This is a genomic window from Aeribacillus pallidus (assembly GCF_050478865.1).
Classification (GTDB): Bacteria; Bacillota; Bacilli; order Bacillales; family JACDOC01; genus JACDOC01.
Genome location: NZ_JBCNBW010000036.1, coordinates 14,453 through 34,307, shown reverse-complemented (window position 1 = coordinate 34,307; position 19,855 = coordinate 14,453). Strand labels below are relative to the sequence as shown.

Sequence of the window (19,855 nt, the reverse complement as noted above, 5' to 3'; positions counted from 1 at the left end):
TTCTTTATTATAACGTTTTTAAAGGCATACTTTTGGTTAACGCTTCAAAAAATTCATCAAACTGCTGTAGGTCCATTTGTTGAGCTGAATCGGATAATGCGACAGCTGGATCTGGATGAACTTCCGCCATTACTCCATCTGCTCCAATCGCAATGGCCGCTTTAGCAGCAGGTAACAATAAATCTTTACGACCCGTAGAATGAGTAACATCAACAATCACTGGTAGATGAGTTTCTTGTTTTAAAATTGGAACGGCTGAAATATCTAGTGTATTTCGAGTAGCGCGTTCATATGTGCGAATGCCTCGTTCACATAAAATAATTTGACCGTTTCCTTGAGACATAATGTATTCAGCTGCATTGATAAATTCTTCAATCGTTGCTGCCAATCCACGTTTTAATAGTACTGGTTTATTAACTTGTCCTGCCGCTTTTAACAATTCAAAGTTTTGCATATTTCTTGCACCGATTTGAATAACATCTAAGTATTCAAGGGCTGGTTCAATATCTGCAGGGTTTACAATTTCACTAATAACACCTAAACCGTACTCGTCCCCAATTTGTTTTAAAATTTTAAGCCCTTCGATACCTAGTCCTTGGAAATCGTAAGGTGATGTCCGTGGTTTAAACGCCCCGCCACGTAGTAACTTCAGCCCTTTTTGTTTAACAGCTGCAGCAACCTGTGCTGTTTGTTCATACGATTCGACGGCACATGGTCCAAATATGAAATGAGGATTGCCGTCGCCAATTTTTTCTCCATTCACTTCTACAATCGTATCTTCTGGCTTTTTCTTACGAGATACAAGTAATGCCTTTCGATGGTCGTCTTTTTGTAGTTCCAATCCTGCTTTAAAGATCTCTTTAAAGATATGTTCAATGGTTGAATCTGCAAACGGTCCACTGTTGTTCTCTTTAATTAAATTAAGCATTTTCCGTTCACGTACAGGGTCATAGCGATTGACCCCTTGCTTTTCTTTTACTTTTCCAATTTCCTGAACAAGACGTGCTCGTTCATTAATTAAATTCAAAATTTGCAAGTTTAATTCGTCTAATTGTTCACGTAATTGGTCAAGCTCCTTGTTACTCATCGTTTCCATCCTTTCTATTTGTTCATTCATGAACAAGTGTACATGTTCTTGAGTAAAGATTCATATAATTCTATATATGAATTCTTCCCCGCACAGTTAAATTGTGTTACATTTTCTAATATATTAGGGATAATTATATAGGATAATCTTCCAAATGTCACTAAAAAAATCTTTAATAATTAAACGCTTTTAAGCGATAAAGTATTCTATGAATAAAATTTAAAGAAGGTGCATCGTCTTGGAACAGAAGAATATTATTTTCTCACTCGATATTGGTACTCGTTCCGTTGTTGGTATTATTATGGAAGTAAAAGAAGGAAATTATTACATTAAGGACACAGTCATAAAAGAGCATCAAGAACGGGCCATGCTTGATGGACAAATTCATGATGTCATGTCGGTATCAAAAATTATTAAAGAAATCAAAGAAGAACTGGAAAAAACACACGGTCCTCTTCGACGAGTGTGCGTAGCCGCTGCTGGTCGCGCTTTAAGAACAGAGCGTTCAAAAGCCACCATTTCCATTAAAAATAAACCAATATTGCAAAAAGATGATATTCTTCATTTAGAATTGTCCGCCGTCCAAGCTGCTCAAGTGAGAGCGGCTGAAAACTTTGTCCAAGATTCAAGCAAACATTATTATTGTGTCGGCTATTCCGTTCTTCATTATTACTTAGACGATGAAGAGATTGGAAACTTAATTGACCAAAGAGGAGATACCGCATCGGTTGAAATCATTGCTACATTTTTACCGAGAGTGGTAGTCGAATCATTAATAACCGCACTCCAACGTGCTAAATTAGAAATGGAAGCGTTAACGTTGGAGCCGATTGCGGCCATTAATGTGCTGATTCCTCCATCGATGCGTCGCTTAAATGTAGCACTTGTTGATATTGGTGCAGGTACGTCTGATATAGCCATTACCGATGAAGGAACTGTCATCGCTTATGGGATGGTACCAGTTGCCGGAGACGAAATTACAGAAGCTATTAGCGACCAATACTTACTCGATTTCCCAAAAGCAGAACAAGCGAAAAGAGAACTGATTGCGAAGGATTCGATTACGATCACCGATATTTTAGGATTTGAAACAACAATTCCAAAAGAAGAAGTGATTCAACAAATATCCCCTTCCATTGAAAAACTAGCCAAATCCATTTGTGAAGAAATTTTACGTCTAAATAACAACAAACCACCAAAAGCGGTAATGCTCGTAGGTGGTGGAAGCTTAACACCACATTTACCGAAAACAATCGCTCAACAATTACAGTTACCTGAAAATCGGGTAGCCATTCGTGGAACAGAGGCGATTCAGCAGCTAGTCATGGAAAACGATTTACCGAAAGGTCCTGAATTTGTCACACCTATAGGTATTGCAATCGCTGCACAACAGTCGCCGGTTCAATACGTAACCGTTTATGTCAATGATCAACCTGTTCGCGTATTTGAAGTGAAGTCTTTAACTATTGGAGACTGTGTATTAACAGCTGGTCTAAAAGTGTCAAAACTATACGGTAAACCAGGAATGGCGTCCATCATCACGGTTAATGGACAGTCGCTCACTCTACCTGGTGAACACGGACACCCGCCAACGATATTACTAAACGGAACGAAAGCCTCCTTTGACACTCCCGTGAAAAACGGAGATAAAATTACCATCATTCCTGGAATAGACGGACGATCAGCTCGCGTAACGTTAAATGACCTGTTTGATGAAACGTTTGCCGCTAAAACGGTAACGATTCAAGGGAAACCATATACGATTCATCCAGTTATTGAAGTAAATGGTCGAAAAGCTTCATTAGATCAAGTTCTTGTTGATAAAGATGTTGTAGAAGTTCGGTTTCCAAAAACGATTGAACAACTATTAGATCAATTACAGCTTACCCAATTAAAAGAAAAAATAAGACCGTTTTATGTACAATGGAATGGAAAAGCGACCTTTTTTCCAAAGTTTTCGGGACAACTCTTGTTAAACGATCGTCAAGTAAAACCGTCCAGTCCGTTCCAAGACGGGGACGTCATTGATATTGTCCCATATCAGCATCCGACATTAAGTGAAATACTTCAAACGAAACAATTAAACATGAAACATACCATTGTGGTACTCTTTAACGGAGAACGGGTAACATTAGAGCAACAAATTGTTTCAGTCATACGGGATGGGAAACAACTTACAGGAGAAGAGCGCATGTATATTGGTGATTCGCTTCAAATCGATATACTTCCAACGAAACCTTTTATTTTCCAAGATTTGTTCCGATATGTAGAGGTCAATCGACCTTCAACGGAACAACGTTCGTTTACGATATTAAAAAATGGAGTAGAATGTACTTTCTATGAACCGATTCAACATGGTGACGAATTAGAATTAAAATGGAAATCAACGAAAACAACATAAAATAAATGATAGGCAGCCCCTTTTCAGTATACAGAGGCTGCCTTCTTCATTATCTTGTCGTTTTTTGCAGTTGTTCCTTTGTAATATTCCAGTGAGATGTATGCCAAACCGGCTTGCCGTTTTGGAAGAGGAAAACTTGAGGTGATTCATGCCGGATACTATACGTGTCCGCAATGTAATTAGATAACGGACGATCTTCTTGGACAACAAGATAGTATCCTTTAACTTGTTCATCCGCAACAAAAGATTCGTTCTCACGATACGCATTCATACTGATGGGACAAGTGGCGCTATGCTTTAAAAAGTAAAAATTGTCTTCAGATTCAATGAGAGATAGAAACTCCTCAATCGAGCGAATACGCTCCATATAATCCTCCCCTTAAAAAAAGTAGTGAAGTCATCATAGCACTTCACTACTTTTTTGGCAAATAATTAACTTTGTTTCTGTTATTGGTTTTCGACTTCTTCTAACGCTTGCTCCGTTTCGGTTAGCTTTTGTTGCACCTCTTCTTCAGTAGGTACTTCTTCTTGTACAGGCGCATCTTCATTTTTTGCACGAAGCGGCTTTACCTTGTTTAACAAATCTTTTGATTGACTTTGCACGGCATCTGTTAGCGCTACCGTTTTTTCTTTCGCCGCAGCGGCTAACTCACTGCCTTTTTCAACGACTAGTTCACGATACTGATTCGTTTTGTTAAGGAGAAGATCTTTTTGTTCTTGAATATCATGGCGCAAGTCTTTTCCTGACTTTGGTGCGAATAAGAGTGCTGTGGTAGCTCCAACTAGCCCACCGACAAACGTACCAATAAGAAACTCTTTCACATGAACTGTTTGTTCTCTCGTTTGTTCTTTCTTTTCTAGTTCTTTCTCCATGAAAAATTCCTCCCCTTATAAATTTTAATTGGATCGTTGGGAAACTCCCGATGGTTGTGGTGTATGTTCAACATCTTTTGATGTAAATGCACGTTTTTCTTTTCGCTGCTTCCATTTGTCCTTTAATTCAAGCAACACATTTCCCCATTGAACAACTTGTGAGATTTTTTCTTGATTTTTCTCGACGGCTCCTTGTATAGTAGCTGATACTTGTTGAATGGAATCATTTACTTTACGAATCGCCGTTCCTGTTTCTGTTACTGCATCGACTACGCTATTTAAACGCTCTGATTTCTTTTGTAAATCAGAGGCTAACTCATTTGTTTTCGAAAGTAAAATTTTCGTTTCACTCGTTACCCCTTCTAATTGACGCTCAAGTCCTTCTAACGTAGTGGACACGCGATCTAATGTCTTTTGTAAAGATTGTAGCGTACGTGATAAAAATACAACTAAAACGGCAAACGCTATGGCAAAAATGGCTACACTTATATACAATATGATGCTCATATCGTTCTGACACCTCCACTATGACTCTTCCCTTATGTAATAGGTTTAACCTGATTTTAATACATTCTTGAGCGAAATGAAAATTCCTGCATTTTTTTCCATTATTCGTTCCTCAATATTCGATCTATTTCGAATGTATTCTTCAAATTTTTCGTCGTTTTCGGTTAGAATAGAAGTTGGATGAATACATACATTGGAGGAATGATGATGAAGGATCCACGTATTGAAACGTTAGCGAAAAATTTAATCAACTATTCCGTTCAGCTACAACCAGGCGAAAAAGTGTTAATTGAAAACTTCGGACTTCAGCGCGAATTAGTGACCGCCCTTGTAAAAGAGGCGTATGCAGCAGGAGGCTATCCGTTCGTTTTACTAAAAGACCATCAAGTCGATCGCGCTTTGTTAATGGGGGCCCAAGAAGAGCAATTTGAAATGATGGCTCAATTTGAAGCCCAAGTGATGAAACAAATGGATGCATACATCGGCTTACGTTCCGGGGATAACATTAACGAACTAGCCGATGTACCTGACGAAAAAATGAAGATTCACGGAAATACCATTCAGAAAAAAGTTCATCGGGATATTCGCGTACCAAAAACAAAATGGGTCGTACTCCGCTATCCAAACGCATCCATGGCTCAATTAGCGAAAATGAGTACCGAAGCGTTTGAAGATTTTTATTTTAATGTATGTAACTTAGATTACGGCAAAATGGACAAAGCGATGGATGCGTTAGTCGACTTAATGAACAAAACTGACAAAGTACGCATTACCGGTCCCGGTACGGATTTAACGTTCTCCATTAAAGACATTCCAGCAGTGAAATGTGCCGGTCGCATGAACATTCCAGACGGAGAAGTGTATACTGCGCCAGTTCGTGAATCCGTTAACGGCGTCATTTCGTTTAATACTCCATCTCCATACCAAGGATTTACCTTTGAAAACGTCAAACTAACGTTTAAAGACGGAAAAATTGTCGAAGCCACTGCCAACGACACAGAACGCATTAACAACATATTTGATACAGATGAAGGTGCTCGATACATCGGTGAATTCGCGATTGGTGTCAATCCGTTCATATTACATCCGATGCAAGACATTTTATTCGATGAAAAAATCGACGGCAGCTTCCACTTTACACCAGGACAATGTTATGACGATGCCTACAACGGCAACCACTCCAACATCCACTGGGATATGGTCATGATTCAACGTCCGGAGTACGGCGGCGGAGAAATTTACTTTGACGATGTGTTAATTCGAAAAGACGGACGCTTCGTTATTCCAGAATTAGAGTGTTTAAACCCAGAAAACTTAAAATAAGATACATGGGATATCAGGTTCAGTCATATTCTTTTTTAAGACACTTTTTTCAACTATCCTTTTTCAACAACAACGGCCTTTTCTCGACGAACTTCCGAGAAAAGGCCGTTGTATCTTATTGATTTTTTTGAGCTAAAAATTGTTCATACGCTTGTTGAAACTTTTGAATATCGCCCGCTCCCATAAATAAAAGAACACTATTTCGATGGGTTTCTAATATCGACGGATCATCTTCGTTTAATATGCGTGAGCCGTCAATTTTTTCCTGCAAATCATCAATGGAGAGCTTTCCGACATGTTCGCGAGCAGAACCGAAAATCTCACATAAATAGACGTAATCAGCTAAACGTAAGCTCTCAGCAAATTCGTTTAAAAAGGCTTGCGTTCTTGTGTACGTATGCGGTTGGAATACCGCGACAATCTCACGGTCTGGATATTTTTGACGAGCCGCCTGAATCGTTGCTTTTACTTCGGTTGGATGATGAGCGTAATCATCAATTAAAATTTGGTCACCTACCGTTTTTTCTGTAAAACGACGTTTCACTCCTTCAAACGTCGCTAGCCGTTCTTTCACAATGTCTAAATCAATATCTTCGTAATGGCACAAGGCAATAACGGCTAGAGAATTTAAAACGTTATGGTCACCAAACGCTGGAATTTTAAATGTCGCAAAATACGTATTACGGACAAACACATCGAAAGTCGTCCCAGTCGTCTCTTTCACAACGTTACGCGCTTGGAAGTCATTTTCTTCACCAAACCCGTAAAATAAGACAGGTACTTTTGCTTGAATTTTTTGTAAATATTCGTCGTCTCCGTAAGCAATGATTCCTTTCTTCACTTGCCAAGCCATTTCTTGGAAGGCAGAAAACACATCATCTATGTTCGCAAAATAGTCTGGATGGTCAAAATCGATATTCGTCATGATGGCATAGTCAGGGAAGTATGACAAGAAATGGCGTCGATATTCGCACGCTTCAAACACAAAGTATTGTGAATCTTGTTCTCCTTTTCCCGTACCATCTCCAATTAAATAGGACGTCGGTTTTGCTCCTTTCATCACGTGAGCAAGAAGACCTGTTGTTGAGGTTTTTCCATGAGCTCCGGTTACAGCAATACTGGTGAATTTTTGCATAAAGTCGCCTAAAAACTTATGGTACCTAATCACAGGAACTCCTAATTTCCTTGCCTCTTCAATTTCTTCATGGGTATCTGGAAACGCATTTCCTGCAATGACCGTCATTCCTGGTTGAATGTTTTCTTTTTGAAATGGTAGGATTTTTATATTTGCTTCTTCAAGGGCTTTCTGAGTGAAAAAGTATTTTTCATAATCTGACCCTTGCACATCATACTTCATATCGTTAAGTATTTGTGCAAGCGCGCTCATCCCAGAACCCTTAATCCCTACAAAATGGTATACTGTCATATATTGAACCTCCAACAATTGTCTATCATTAAGCAGTATATGACACCATTTGAAAAATGATATCCGTACGACATTCGCTAATCATTACATTGTTTCCTTTTATACTGACTCATTATACCACTTTTTTTGATGTATGACCATGAGAGTCATTTGAAGAAACGGTTGTGCTATTAAACTCAACGTTAACATATCACTGTTTTTTTATTAGTTCAATGGAAAAAAATTGAGCCCATCTGTTGCTTTGGGCCCAATGATATTTTTAGTCTACTTTTTCTAATCGTGGATTTGGACGGTAGCGACGACCTGCTTTTGCTTGATGCTTTCCATTCAGCATGACATTGTCACCAGTGAAACCGATGTTTATTTTTAATAAGCTGCTTCCTACCCCATACATATCCACCGGAACGCCACGTTTTTCAAATTCTAAAATACGCTCTTCGTTAAAACCACCGGATACGACAATTTTCACGTGATGATAGCCTTCATCATCTAATGCTTTTCGAAGAGCAAAAATAAGCTCTGCGTTGACACCACGAGGATCAAACGTTCCAAGTAAATGTTGATTCCGTAAAAAGTATTTATCAATCATCGTACGAGAGGTATCGACACGAACTCCTTTTAATTTATCACCAAACACACGTGCGACTTTTAACGCGTCCGTGATGACATCGTTATTGTAATCGACAAGCGCAATTAAATCATCATCTGGGAATGTTTCATGATACGCTTTCGTGGCAGCGACAATATCCCCATTAAATAGCTGGATAAGCGCATGAGGCATCGTTCCCATTCCTTGTTTGCCCCACCATTCGTTCATCGCGTGAGTAGCTTGAGCGGTAGAACCTCCAATATAAGCTGCGTATCCATCTCCTGCTTGCTGTGTATAGTGATCGTCGCGGTCCCCCATAAAGATGACAGGCTTTTGTTTCCCTGAAATGCCAGCCGCTTTTACGACGTTATAAACGTTCGTTGCCACGGATGTACGACGAGCTAAAATGCCATCAATAATTCCTTCTAAATAGCCGAAATCTTGATAGCGACCGGTAATGGTTAACACCGTCTCAAATGGACTGATTTTATCGCCATCTTTTAACGAATAAATTTCTAAATCGTCTGGATTATCAGCAAACGTTTTCACTAGCGCTATGACTTCATCCGTTCCACATAGGACGGCGTGCTTCTTTTGGAAAAATTGCATCGTCACAATATTATCAGGACAATATTTTTTCACAATTTCGCGCGTTTTTAAAAAATAAACAGCAGAAAACCATCCATCCTTAATCCGCTCATCGAATTTAAACGTTTTATTCGTTAACCGTTTTATTTTTCCTTGCATCTTTAACTCTATTTCTTTCATATTTTTGATCCCCTTACCATCCGAAGTATTTCCTACGAAAAAGAAGGCCACAGGCGCAAACGAAATGGAAGAAAGCTTTTACATACACAAAATATAGAATACCATGCTTTACGATATTGTACTAGTATCTAAGATGGTTTCCAAATCTTGTTCTGAAATTAACACGTCCCGTGGCTTGCTTCCTTTTGCTTCGGAAATAATGCCGTGTTGCTCCATCATGTCAATTAACCGAGCGGCACGGTTATATCCAATTCGGAATCGTCGTTGCAAACTGGATGTAGAGGCCCCACCTTGCTCAACGACAAACTCACACGCTTCATAAAACAGTTCATCTTCTTCCTCAAACGATTGAGACTTTTTCATTAATTCTTCTTGTGCAAATAAATACGATGGCTCTCGCTGCTTGCGCACATGCTGTACAATTTCATCTATTTCTTCATCAGAGACAAACGTTCCTTGTAAACGAACGGGTTTGGACGATCCGTTTCCTAAATATAGCATGTCTCCTTTTCCTAATAATTTTTCTGCTCCGCCCATATCAATAATGGTTCGTGAATCTGCTTGTGAGGAAACGGAAAAAGCAATTCGTGTCGGGATATTCGCTTTAATTAAACCGGTAATAACATCAACGGAAGGTCGCTGTGTTGCAACAATTAAGTGAATGCCGCACGCCCGAGCTTTTTGAGCAATTCGACAGATCGCTTCTTCGACATCTGCTGGTGAAACCATCATTAAATCTGCTAATTCATCAATGACGATCACAATGTATGGGAGATGTTCACGACCTTCCCTCTCAGCTAGCTGATTATAGCGTTTTAAATCACGAGCTCCGATCTGGGCAAATAGTTCATAGCGACGTTCCATTTCTTCAACCGCCCATCTTAAAGCTGCTGTCGCTACTTTCACATCGGTAATGACTGGACTAATCAAGTGTGGAATTCGGTTATACGGAGCGAGTTCCACCATTTTCGGATCAATTAACAATAACCGGAGCTGTTCTGGTGTAGCTTTAAATATTAGACTAACTAACATTGTGTTAATACATACACTTTTCCCTGAACCGGTCGCTCCAGCTATTAACCCGTGAGGCATTTTTTGCAAATCAGCAATAACCGGCTGACCGGCGATATCTAATCCAAGTGCTACCGTTAACGGGGATTCGTTTTCTTGGAACATGGGCTTACCGATGATTTCACTTAAAAATACCGGACGACTTTGCCGATTGGGTACTTCAATTCCGATCGTATGCTTTCCAGGTATCGGTGCTTCAATTCGAATATCTTTAGCAGCTAAACTTAATTTAATATCATCTGCTAAATTTGTAATTTTATTGACTTTCACCCCAGGTTCCGGCTGTACTTCAAATCTTGTTACCGATGGACCTTGAGTAACGTGAACGACTTTCGCCCGTACGTTAAAGTTTTTTAACGTATCATTTAGAAGATGGGCTTGCTTGTTTACCCATTCTTTATCAACGGTCGTTTGAACAGGTGGGGTTAAGTAGTGAATCGACGGTAACTGGTAATCTCCTTCGTTACTTACCTTCGTATGGGTCGGCTGAGAAGACGGCGCTGGTTGTCTTTCATCTTGTTTTTCTATTGGACGTTTAGTTTGTTGGATGGGTGACTGTTTTTGTAACCGTTCTTTATCTTGCTTTAACATGATAACGTTAAACGGAATCGTTTTTCGTCGTGGCCGTTCTTTTTCTAGCTTTTCAGCTGCAATTTTGGGTTCTTGGACTGTTACCTCGGTTTCGTCTTTTAGTTCTATTGCCTTTGGTTGCAGTTGTTCAACCGGTTGTTCACGCTGTTCTACGTCGTTCTTCACGATTTTGGTAGCTTGTCGTCCAGCTTCCTTGGCGACAGGATGTTCAAATGGTTTTTCTTGATAAACGGTCGTTTCTTGTTCATATTGGTGTGAAATTGATTCGGTCACCGGCAATACATGTTCATTTTCATTTTTAGTTTGGGTGACCACTTCCTCCAAGATTGGCTTAGATGCCGGTTCTACCTCTTGAGCTTTTCTAAACATCGGCTCCACCGTTTGCAATTGTTTTGGACGCTGAAATCCATAGATCGGTGAAGGAATTTCCGTCGGCTGAAACGGCTTACGTTGAACGGAGATTGATTCCTTTCGTTCCGATGTTGATGATAATTCTGAACTTGACACAGGACGAGTGTTTCTTTCTTCTTTTACATGTGATGCCTTTCGTGGTGGACGCTTTCGCTTTGGTTCCTCATCTGGAATGAGCGGAAACCGAAATTGCCCTTTCGGATAGTGGTAAGCAACTCGGGCTTCTATATCTTTTTTCTTTTCAATCTGTTGAGTTATTTGGATTGGTTGTTCTTTCGCCGGAGCAACTTCTTCAATTGATTCATATATATCTTCCGCTTTGAAAAAGGCGATCATTTTCTTTAACCAATTCATATGTAATCACTCTTTCTGTTGTATTCACTACTATTTTAACAATTTCACGCCTTTTGTGGGAAAGGAATCCAATAATAGGTGAAAAAGATGCCTTTCCACCTATATTTTTAAGACATTAGACCGATTTTGATTGAATGGCGTTCATTGTCCATTTTTTTCACCATAATGTTCGTTTTCCTATGGATCAACCAGCATACTCGAATGAAATAAAAAAATCGGGAGACATGTCCCCCGATGTATGTCAAGCGTGATTAAAATTGAAACGGTTGACCAACCTCATATTCATCTGATAGTACAAGAATGCCTTTTTCTTGTGGAGCATTTGGTAAATTTAATTCGCGTGCAGAACAAATCATCCCGCTAGAAGGAACGCCTCGTAGTTCTGCATGTTTAATGACCATTCCACTCGGCATAACCGCACCAATTTTAGCGACAACAACTTTTTGACCAGTATCCACATTTGGTGCGCCGCAGACAATTTGTAGTACTTCATTGCCAACATCCACTTGGCAGATGCTTAATTTATCGGCATTCGGATGCTTCACTTTTTCTTTCACATAGCCAACAACAAATTTAGGAGACAAGTCCGTTTTGATCGTTTCATCAAAGCCAGCTTCTTTAATTATGTCATTGATTTTATGTAACATTTCTTCGTTCAATTCGACCGTTCCATTGGCTTCGATGGTCATATACTCAGAAATCGAGAAAATGTTGAACCCAGTTGTTTCGTTCGTCTCTTCTTTATAAATGCGTACAACATTTCCTTTCTTTTCGTAAGCATAATCGTCTTTAGCCACATCTTTTAACGTAATAATGAGCGTATCCCCAATTCCTTCTTTGTTATAAAAAACGTTCATTTCAGTATCTCCTTTCATCGTTTACGATTTTTACCTAAAATAAAAATCGGTTCAAGTTCCCCTTCTTCGTATAAGAAGGAAAGTGCCGTAATTGGAACATGCCCATTTGTAAAGAAACTCATTGTTAATTGGGCGAGGACGTCATATCCTTGGTCATTTTGAATATCCGCAAAAATGAGAACATCTTGATGTGGAACGGCAATCGCCATCGTACCCTTGATTTTCTGTTCCATTTCTTTTAAAAAAGATTGGTTTAAAATACGGCTTGCATCGTATCCATCATTTGTATTTAAAAAGTAAAACACGTTTCCGGCTACTTCATCTTTTTTCACCGGTGTCGGTAAAGATCGGACATTGAACAAGGCGGTTTGACGCACATGTTCATGACTCCATCCCTTCTTTTCGAGCCATTCAACATCGATCAGTCGATACGTCGAACCTAAATCGAGCGCATAATAAATCCGGGTTTCAGCTGTATGGTCATCGTATACGAATGAAACCCCTTCCTTCGCCTCTTTAGGAAATGAGGTCGAGCGAATGACAGGGAAAATCTTTTTTTCCTCATCATTCACTGTTTGCTCTTTTCCCATGACGCTAAGTGCTTCTTCCACATAATAGACCACTTCATCGATGGCTTTGTCCCCAACATCTTCCCATTTTGCTACAATGGGTGGTAACGAAATCGTAATTCCTTTTTGAGTTTCCGTATTTTCAATTCGCAACGTATCTTTTTTGGAATCAAAATGGAAGGTCCGCTCTGGATGTTCCAACCGTTTTTGTAGTTTATTTTTTAATGTTCTCACATTCAAGAAAAAAACCTCCTCTTAGGAGATAGGCGATGTACTACCCCATCCATTTTACACTAATTTTTTGTTCGAACAAAATAAAAAAAGCCGTGATATAAAACCACGGCGAATAATTATAAGCTTTCGATAAATTGTTCAATCTCTTCTTTCGTTTTCCGATCTTTGCTGACGAATCGACCGATTTCTTTGCCGTTTTCATAGGCAATAAAGCTTGGAATGCCAAACACATCTAGTTCAGCACATAAGTCAATGAATTGATCACGGTCAACGTAAACAAATTGGTAGCCCGTATACTTATTTTCAATTTCAGGTAATACTGGTTCAATAAAGCGACAATCTGGACACCAATCTGCTGAAAAGAGGAAAATCGTCTTTCCTTCTTCTTTTATTTGTTGGAATTGTTCAATCGATATTAATTTTTCCATGTTAATTTCCTCCTGTTTGAATGGTCATTTGACCTGGTTTAATCCAGCCTTTCTTTCTCATATATTCTGATATTAACAGGCTAATGACGGCAGGTCCAACAAAATGCAACAGAAGAACTTTCATTAAGACATCAACAGAGAAGCCCATCGTCTCAAGGGTCATAATTTGACCAACTAAGCCGCTCGTTCCCATTCCAGCGCCTGCAGCCACATTTTCCATCACCCAAACCGTTGTTCCGATTGGGGCAAGAACAAGTCCGGCTACGGTAGGTGGGATTAAAATCAACGGATTACGAACAATGTTTGGTACTTGCAGCATCGATGTTCCTAATCCTTGGGCAAGGAAGCCACCGAATTTGTTTTCCCGATAGCTACTTACGGCAAAACCAATCATTTGTGCACTACATCCAATGGTCGCTGCCCCGGCAGCAATTCCGCTTAAATCAAGCATGATCGCAATGGCCGCACTCGAAATCGGAGCGGTTAACGCCCAGCCCATTAATATCGCCACGAGCATTCCCATCACAATCGGTCGTTGTTCTGTCGCCCAGCTAATCCAACTACCAAACATTTTCATAAATGCATCAATTTCAGGGCCAATAAAAGAGGCGACGGCATATCCAACAAAAATCGTCACAAACGGAGTTAAAATAATATCAATTTTTGTTTCTTTACTGACTAACTTACCGATTTCCGTCGAAATTAATGCAGCAACAAAGCTTCCTGCAGGTCCTCCAAGTGTCGCTCCCGCCGCCCCTGTCACGACAGCTGCAAATAACACAAGCGGCGGTGCACCAAGCCCGTACGCTACCGCAGCCCCGATAGCAGGACCCATTAAGCTCATCGCCAGCGTACCCATTTCAGTAAAAAAAGGCAATCCTAATTGAACACCAATCGTTTTTATAATAAGTCCGATAATTAAAGAACCAAATAAACCGAGTGCCATATAACTAAGCGCATCGACAAAATACACTTTTGCCGATAAATGCACACCTTTTTTCTGTAAAAATGCTTTCATCGACGTTCCTCCTTCTTTTTGATACATTACTAGTGTAAAGACACCTGTTTAATTTGTCTATCATCTTTTTTGATTTTATACAAATTTGTCCAGTTTTCCTCAAGAATTTCTCCATTTTTTAAAATAAAGGCTATGTTATATTTCATTGTTAAAATAAAGGCTATGTTATATTTCATTGTTGATTTTTAGCACTGAAGCGAAAGGCGGCGACTTCAGCGGGAACAAGAAGCCGCAAGACCGTTACTTGAGCGTAGCGAGGGAAGCTGCTTGCGGCTTGCCCGCGGAAAGCGTCCGCCACAAGCGAAATGTATAAATTTAAACAGTATCGTTTAACAGAGCAAAATAAAAAAGAGGCCCTTAAAACGGACCTCCTTCATCATTTACGACCATTGAATGGAATCCACGACACGCATCATAAGTTCTGCTTGTTCTACAACATCTTTTAATGTTGTTACAGTTGTCATCTTTATTCCGCCAATTCCCACGATCACTTCATATTCTTTTTCTTGAACCTTTGTAACAAGCAAGTAGCCGAACTTTCCTTCTTTTTCAAAAGTTTCATTGACGATTACATCATCATCTTGCATTGCGGATTGTTGATACAATACTTGGCTATCGGGCCCTTCGTTTTTATTGATAAACAACAGATATGTTTGAGAGCCTTTTTTTAAAAATATATTATTTTTTGTGTTCTCTTTCACTTTCATGCCAAACGGTAAGAATAGTTGATACGAACCGATTTTTTCATTTGGCTCCATTCCTTCCTTCGCAAGTTCACTTTGAACCTTTAAAGGAGCCTTACTTTTTACATCAGCCTCGCTCATACTGCAACCGGCTAACATCATTGACAGGATGAGGAAAAATAAAAACAGCTTCTTCATCGATTTGCCTCCTCGTACACATTCACTTTTTTAATCATACAACTGTTCTGGATAATTTGACAACTAGCATAAAAGAATCCATGAACCATCCGAGCTTATATGATACAATATTATGGAAAATTCAACATATGGAGGGATTCCAGTGGAATTAACCGTCTATTTAGCTGGAGAAATTCATAGTGATTGGCGAAAACAATTAAAAGAAAAAGCAGAAGCGAAAAACCTCCCACTACGCTTTGTCGGTCCGATGGAAAATCACGACCGTTCGGATCTCATCGGTGAAGAGATTTTAGGTCCACAACCGAATCCGATTTATCGTGACGAAGCCGCATCTAGCATCAACAATTTACGGACTCAAATTTTAATGCAAAAAGCGGATGTTGTCATTGCGCTATTTGGTGAAAAATATAAGCAATGGAATACGGCCATGGATGCGAGTGCAGCAGCTGCCCTTGGAAAACCGCTCATATTAATTCGTCCAGCATCCCTTCATCATCCGTTAAAAGAACTTTCTCGAAAAGCAAATGTTACCGTCGAAACGATTGACCAAGCGTTAGACGTCCTTTCCTATGTGTTTGAAGAATAAAAATTTAATACGTGGAGGGCCAATTAACACCCTCCACGTTTTTGTTTCCACTGACCTACTAATAATTGCACGATATGTTCGTACATCACATCACGGGTAATAAGTCCCCCAGTTAAAATGCCAACCGCCCCTTCTTTAAATCTCACTCCAGTTTGTTGGCTATAATCATCCATCACTGGACCTAATTCTTCCCCTTTTCGTAACCTCTCAGCAATCACTTCCGGTAAACGTATCCGAGCCCCCCCGGCAATATACTCTTTTCCTTCTCTTGTTAAAAGTACCCCCCAATTACAAAGAAACAGGCCAAACGGTGTTTCCGCTACTCCACCTTCTAATCCAAAGGCAAGGGAGGCATCCGTATGTTCTAGACAATATTGGGCTCGATGAATGGCTCCTTTAATTGTCTCTTCATCGGAAAATGGTTGGTCGTTTACTTGAGAAGGTGCCTTCACTTCTAGGAATGTGACGTCCTTCCAATGATGCGAGCAAATTTTTTTCACTGCCTGTATTTTCGTTCGATTTGTTGAACCAATGGCAATCAGCATAATGACACCCCTGCTTTCTATCAGGATAAAAGAAACCGGGTTACCCCGGTATCTCCCTTTTCATTAACCGTTTTGTTTAATGGTCTCAACGGTCGATGCATCACACGCTTTCACAAGACGAATGAGCAACTCTTTCGCCGCTAAATAATCGTCTACATGAATAATGGACGCATGTGTATGAATATAGCGTGAGCAAATACCAATGACCGCACTAGGTACCCCGTCGTTAGACGTATGAACGCGTCCAGCATCCGTGCCACCCGCAGACACGAAATATTGATATGGAATATCGTGCGTTTCAGCCATATCGAGGACAAATTCTCGCAAGCCTTTATGTGTAACCATCGTGCGGTCTAAAATACGAATAAGTGCTCCTTTTCCTAAATGACCGAATTCTTTTTTATCGCCTGTCATATCGTTCGCTGGACTTGCATCTAAAGCAAAGAACAAGTCTGGCTTAATCATATTTGCCGCCGTTTGTGCTCCGCGAAGACCGACTTCTTCTTGCACCGTTGCACCTGAATAAAGAATATTTGGCAATGTCTCATCTTTCAATTCTTTTAACAATTCAATGGACAAACCACATCCGTATCGGTTGTCCCACGCTTTTGCTAAAATTTTTTTCTCATTCGCCATTGGTGTAAATGGACAAATTGGAACAATTTGTTGACCTGGTTTAATACCAATTTTTTCAGCATCTTCACGGTCATCGGCTCCAATATCAATCAACATATTTTTCATTTCCATCGGTTTTTTTCGTTGTTCCTCATTCAACAAATGCGGAGGAATCGAACCGATGACACCAATGACTGGTCCGTTGTCTGTTATAATTTGCACGCGCTGAGCTAATAATACTTGGCTCCACCATCCGCCTAACGGTTGAAAGCGAATCATCCCGTTATCCGTAATAGAGGTCACCATAAAACCAACTTCGTCCATATGGCCGGCGACCATGATCGTTGGTCCTTCTTCATTACCTCGTTTCACACCGAAAATACTACCTAGACGATCTTGTACCACTTCATCCGCATATTTTTCCAACTGTTCACGCATAAATTTTCGAACAGCATGTTCGTTTCCTGGAGCTCCAGGCAATTCAGTTAATGTTTTAAACAGTTCGTGATTCATGTTTAATCTCCTTTTTTCATTAGTTTCCCGATTATCTTTTATGTACATGTTCTATTTTACAGAACTTTCGAAACCATAACAAAGGTTAAACATCAGAAAAATATGAATCCTTATTGTAGTAAAGGATAAGAGAGGATATGTATGGTAAAATAAATGGGAGAACTCGGTGCGGATATACATCCTCATCAAAATTTAGGGATGGGAGGAACGATTCATTGAAGTGGAAATCATTTATTTACGGTCTCACTCTAGGATTAGCCGCTACGTATTTCGTTAAACGAGCCATCAATGAAAAAACGTATGTTTCTTCTGAACTCGTCCTAAATAAAGTTAAAAAAATGTTTAAGGCGCAAGGACCTGTTCATGGCTCTTGGATTATGACAACACCGGAACCGTATACGAAATCGGCTTTACAAACGAAAGTGTACCGCGGAGGGATCTCCCGTACGGTGTCTGATGGTGTGGAGCAATACGAGTTTATAGCGGATGCTTATACCGGCGCTATTATGGATGTTTATAAAATTTAACAAACAAAAAACCCCCGAAAGACTAGGGGGTTATTTTGTGCGTGGAATGGATTGTGTGATATTTCCCTCTTCATCCCATTTAATGGCACGATAAAATGCGTCATGATAAAACAAAATCCATGCATCTTTTTCAATCGTATAAGGAATCCATTTTTGCTTTTGGTGAATCGAATCCATCGGATAATCATCGAATGCCAACACCCATAACGGATTTCGATGCGCATGGGTTGGTAACAAATCTCCTAAATGAACAAAGGTTTCACCTTCATGCTCCAAGAGAATGATAGCATGCCCGTCACTATGACCGCCCGTATGCACCATTCTTAAACCTACATCAATTTCCATTTCCTCTTCAAAAGTAATCACTTGGTCGGCAATGGGCTCCCAGTTTTCTTTCCAATACGTATTTCTGGACCGAATGTTCGGATCTCTCATTTCATCCCATTCCACTCGGGATGTATAAATTTTTGCATTTGGAAAAGCCGAAACAAGTTTGTCTCCTTCCCACATCGTTAATCCACATGCATGATCAAAATGCAAATGCGTCATTAAAATAATATCAATGTCTTCTCGTGTAAAGCCTAGTTGTTCCAAACTTTGATCAACAGACGATTCTTCGGTAACTCCATAATTCCGTTTTTGTTTATCAGTTAATTTCCCTACACCGATACTTGACTCAATCATCACTTTTTTGCCATTCCATTCAAAAAAAATCGGATCGGTCCGTAACTCAATTTGATTGTTCTCGTTACAAGGATATTTTTTCGACCATAGCGGTTTTGGAACAACCCCAAACATAGCACCGCCATCTAAATGAGTGACCCCACCGTTTAACCATGTAAAAGTTAATGAACCGTGTGTGAGTTTGTCCATTATCCTATCCTCCTTTTCTATTATAATTGTAACATTCAGCAAATTCAGATAGAAGGGCCGATTTTTTAATGTAAAAAACCGACGGGCGCTGACCCATCGGTTACCGTTTTACATATTTCACTTCACAGCGATAAATCCGTTGTCCTCTCGACGAAAACTTTTCTTCGTATTCGGTCATAATATTACCTTCAAAGTCGCTGTTGTGTAAGTCTAAACTAATAAATTTTAATAAGAGCCCATATTCAGAAAAGCTGATCAATGAATACTCAAACAACCCTTGATTGTCGGTCTTAAAATGAATTTCGCCTTCATCAACGAGAATATCTTCGTAAATTTCTAAGAAAGATTTATAAGTTAACCGACGTTTAGCATGTCGTTTTTTCGGCCACGGGTCCGAAAAGTTTAAGTAAATCCGCTCGACATCGCCTTTTGCAAAATACTCTTTTAAGTCTTTTGCATTTACATTTAACAGCTTTACGTTTGGTAATTCTGCTTCAATTAAGCGATCCAATGCGGAAACAATCACGCTTTCGTACAGTTCAATTCCAATATAGTTAATATGGGGATTTGCTTTCGCCATTTCGGTAATAAAGCGACCTTTACCAGTCCCAATTTCAATGTGCAATGGATTGGTATTCCCAAATAGTTCGTTCCATTTTCCTTTATATTGTTCTGGAGTAGGAATAATGTATTGCGGATACTGTTTGATTTTATCTTTTGCCCAAGGCTTGTTCCGTAAACGCATAGTGACACCTCATTTTCGTTTTATCGTTCAAACCATACCACGCCTTTTTTTATGGCGCAAGCC

The 19,855-nt window shown here is 39.7% G+C and carries 20 protein-coding genes; 4 read left to right on the top strand and 16 right to left on the bottom strand.

Annotation, left to right across the window (positions count from 1 at the left end; translation table 11 throughout):
* Window positions 1-7 precede the first annotated feature (7 nt).
* Entirely contained in the window at window positions 8-1,087 is a 1,080-nt protein-coding gene (locus ABES52_RS09170; protein WP_429650856.1) for a bifunctional 3-deoxy-7-phosphoheptulonate synthase/chorismate mutase, read from the bottom strand.
* A 238-nt stretch (window positions 1,088-1,325) separates the two neighbouring features.
* Here ABES52_RS09170 and ABES52_RS09165 point away from each other — a divergent pair, with 238 nt between their 5' ends.
* Window positions 1,326-3,488: a cell division protein FtsA gene (locus ABES52_RS09165; protein ID WP_429650855.1), complete on the top strand. Its 2,163-nt coding sequence runs from the start codon at window positions 1,326-1,328 to the stop codon at window positions 3,486-3,488.
* Window positions 3,489-3,537: 49 nt separating this feature from the next.
* Here the strand turns inward: ABES52_RS09165 and ytxJ are convergent, their stop codons facing one another.
* The 3 genes from ytxJ to ABES52_RS09150 all read right to left on the bottom strand — a co-directional run bounded on the left by ytxJ (window position 3,538) and on the right by ABES52_RS09150 (window position 4,868).
* Window positions 3,538-3,855, bottom strand: a complete 318-nt coding sequence (gene ytxJ, locus ABES52_RS09160; RefSeq protein WP_429650854.1) for a bacillithiol system redox-active protein YtxJ — start codon at window positions 3,853-3,855, stop codon at window positions 3,538-3,540.
* 80 nt (window positions 3,856-3,935) lie between these two features.
* A complete protein-coding gene (locus tag ABES52_RS09155; RefSeq protein ID WP_429650853.1) occupies window positions 3,936-4,361 on the bottom strand; it encodes a YtxH domain-containing protein in 426 nt (141 codons plus the stop codon).
* A gap of 24 nt (window positions 4,362-4,385) precedes the next feature.
* A complete protein-coding gene (locus ABES52_RS09150) occupies window positions 4,386-4,868 on the bottom strand; it encodes a DUF948 domain-containing protein (protein WP_429650852.1) in 483 nt (160 codons plus the stop codon).
* Window positions 4,869-5,075: 207 nt separating this feature from the next.
* Here ABES52_RS09150 and ABES52_RS09145 point away from each other — a divergent pair, with 207 nt between their 5' ends.
* Window positions 5,076-6,191 (top strand): aminopeptidase, encoded by a 1,116-nt coding sequence (locus ABES52_RS09145; protein ID WP_429650851.1) that lies wholly within the window; start codon window positions 5,076-5,078, stop codon window positions 6,189-6,191.
* Window positions 6,192-6,306: 115 nt separating this feature from the next.
* On the opposite strand, the gene murC is transcribed toward ABES52_RS09145, so the two are convergent.
* From murC to ABES52_RS09105, 8 genes are all read right to left on the bottom strand, one after another.
* On the bottom strand, window positions 6,307-7,617 hold the full coding sequence (gene murC, locus ABES52_RS09140) for a UDP-N-acetylmuramate--L-alanine ligase (protein WP_429650850.1): 1,311 nt from the start codon (window positions 7,615-7,617) through the stop codon (window positions 6,307-6,309).
* Between the two features lie 259 nt (window positions 7,618-7,876).
* Window positions 7,877-8,974, bottom strand: a complete 1,098-nt coding sequence (locus ABES52_RS09135) for a nicotinate phosphoribosyltransferase (RefSeq protein ID WP_429650849.1) — start codon at window positions 8,972-8,974, stop codon at window positions 7,877-7,879.
* A gap of 108 nt (window positions 8,975-9,082) precedes the next feature.
* Window positions 9,083-11,401: a DNA translocase FtsK gene (locus ABES52_RS09130; RefSeq protein ID WP_429650848.1), complete on the bottom strand. Its 2,319-nt coding sequence runs from the start codon at window positions 11,399-11,401 to the stop codon at window positions 9,083-9,085.
* A gap of 251 nt (window positions 11,402-11,652) precedes the next feature.
* Window positions 11,653-12,258 carry a YtpR family tRNA-binding protein gene (ytpR, locus tag ABES52_RS09125; RefSeq protein ID WP_429650847.1) on the bottom strand — a complete coding sequence of 202 codons (606 nt, stop codon included), beginning with the start codon at window positions 12,256-12,258 and terminating at the stop codon, window positions 11,653-11,655.
* A gap of 14 nt (window positions 12,259-12,272) precedes the next feature.
* Window positions 12,273-13,067 carry a DUF1444 domain-containing protein gene (locus ABES52_RS09120; RefSeq protein ID WP_429650846.1) on the bottom strand — a complete coding sequence of 265 codons (795 nt, stop codon included), beginning with the start codon at window positions 13,065-13,067 and terminating at the stop codon, window positions 12,273-12,275.
* Between the two features lie 110 nt (window positions 13,068-13,177).
* Entirely contained in the window at window positions 13,178-13,489 is a 312-nt protein-coding gene (locus ABES52_RS09115) for a thioredoxin family protein (protein WP_429650845.1), read from the bottom strand.
* Window position 13,490: 1 nt separating this feature from the next.
* Window positions 13,491-14,507, bottom strand: a complete 1,017-nt coding sequence (locus ABES52_RS09110; protein WP_429650844.1) for a PTS sugar transporter subunit IIC — start codon at window positions 14,505-14,507, stop codon at window positions 13,491-13,493.
* 380 nt (window positions 14,508-14,887) lie between these two features.
* Window positions 14,888-15,388, bottom strand: coding sequence for a hypothetical protein (locus ABES52_RS09105; RefSeq protein WP_429650843.1), 501 nt, complete (start codon window positions 15,386-15,388; stop codon window positions 14,888-14,890).
* Window positions 15,389-15,530: 142 nt separating this feature from the next.
* Between ABES52_RS09105 and ABES52_RS09100 the strand changes: the two genes are divergently transcribed.
* Window positions 15,531-15,974: a YtoQ family protein gene (locus ABES52_RS09100; RefSeq protein ID WP_429650842.1), complete on the top strand. Its 444-nt coding sequence runs from the start codon at window positions 15,531-15,533 to the stop codon at window positions 15,972-15,974.
* A gap of 23 nt (window positions 15,975-15,997) precedes the next feature.
* On the opposite strand, the gene ABES52_RS09095 is transcribed toward ABES52_RS09100, so the two are convergent.
* Both ABES52_RS09095 and ABES52_RS09090 read right to left on the bottom strand, forming a co-directional pair.
* Window positions 15,998-16,519 (bottom strand): DUF84 family protein, encoded by a 522-nt coding sequence (locus ABES52_RS09095; RefSeq protein ID WP_429650841.1) that lies wholly within the window; start codon window positions 16,517-16,519, stop codon window positions 15,998-16,000.
* A gap of 63 nt (window positions 16,520-16,582) precedes the next feature.
* Window positions 16,583-17,647 carry a M42 family metallopeptidase gene (locus tag ABES52_RS09090; protein WP_429650840.1) on the bottom strand — a complete coding sequence of 355 codons (1,065 nt, stop codon included), beginning with the start codon at window positions 17,645-17,647 and terminating at the stop codon, window positions 16,583-16,585.
* 215 nt (window positions 17,648-17,862) lie between these two features.
* Here ABES52_RS09090 and ABES52_RS09085 point away from each other — a divergent pair, with 215 nt between their 5' ends.
* Window positions 17,863-18,174: a PepSY domain-containing protein gene (locus tag ABES52_RS09085; RefSeq protein ID WP_429650839.1), complete on the top strand. Its 312-nt coding sequence runs from the start codon at window positions 17,863-17,865 to the stop codon at window positions 18,172-18,174.
* A 30-nt stretch (window positions 18,175-18,204) separates the two neighbouring features.
* Here the strand turns inward: ABES52_RS09085 and ABES52_RS09080 are convergent, their stop codons facing one another.
* Together ABES52_RS09080 and trmB are read right to left on the bottom strand one after the other, a co-directional pair.
* A complete protein-coding gene (locus ABES52_RS09080) occupies window positions 18,205-19,047 on the bottom strand; it encodes a YtnP family quorum-quenching lactonase (protein WP_429650838.1) in 843 nt (280 codons plus the stop codon).
* A gap of 100 nt (window positions 19,048-19,147) precedes the next feature.
* Window positions 19,148-19,792, bottom strand: coding sequence for a tRNA (guanosine(46)-N7)-methyltransferase TrmB (gene trmB / locus ABES52_RS09075; RefSeq protein ID WP_429650837.1), 645 nt, complete (start codon window positions 19,790-19,792; stop codon window positions 19,148-19,150).
* Window positions 19,793-19,855: the final 63 nt, after the last annotated feature.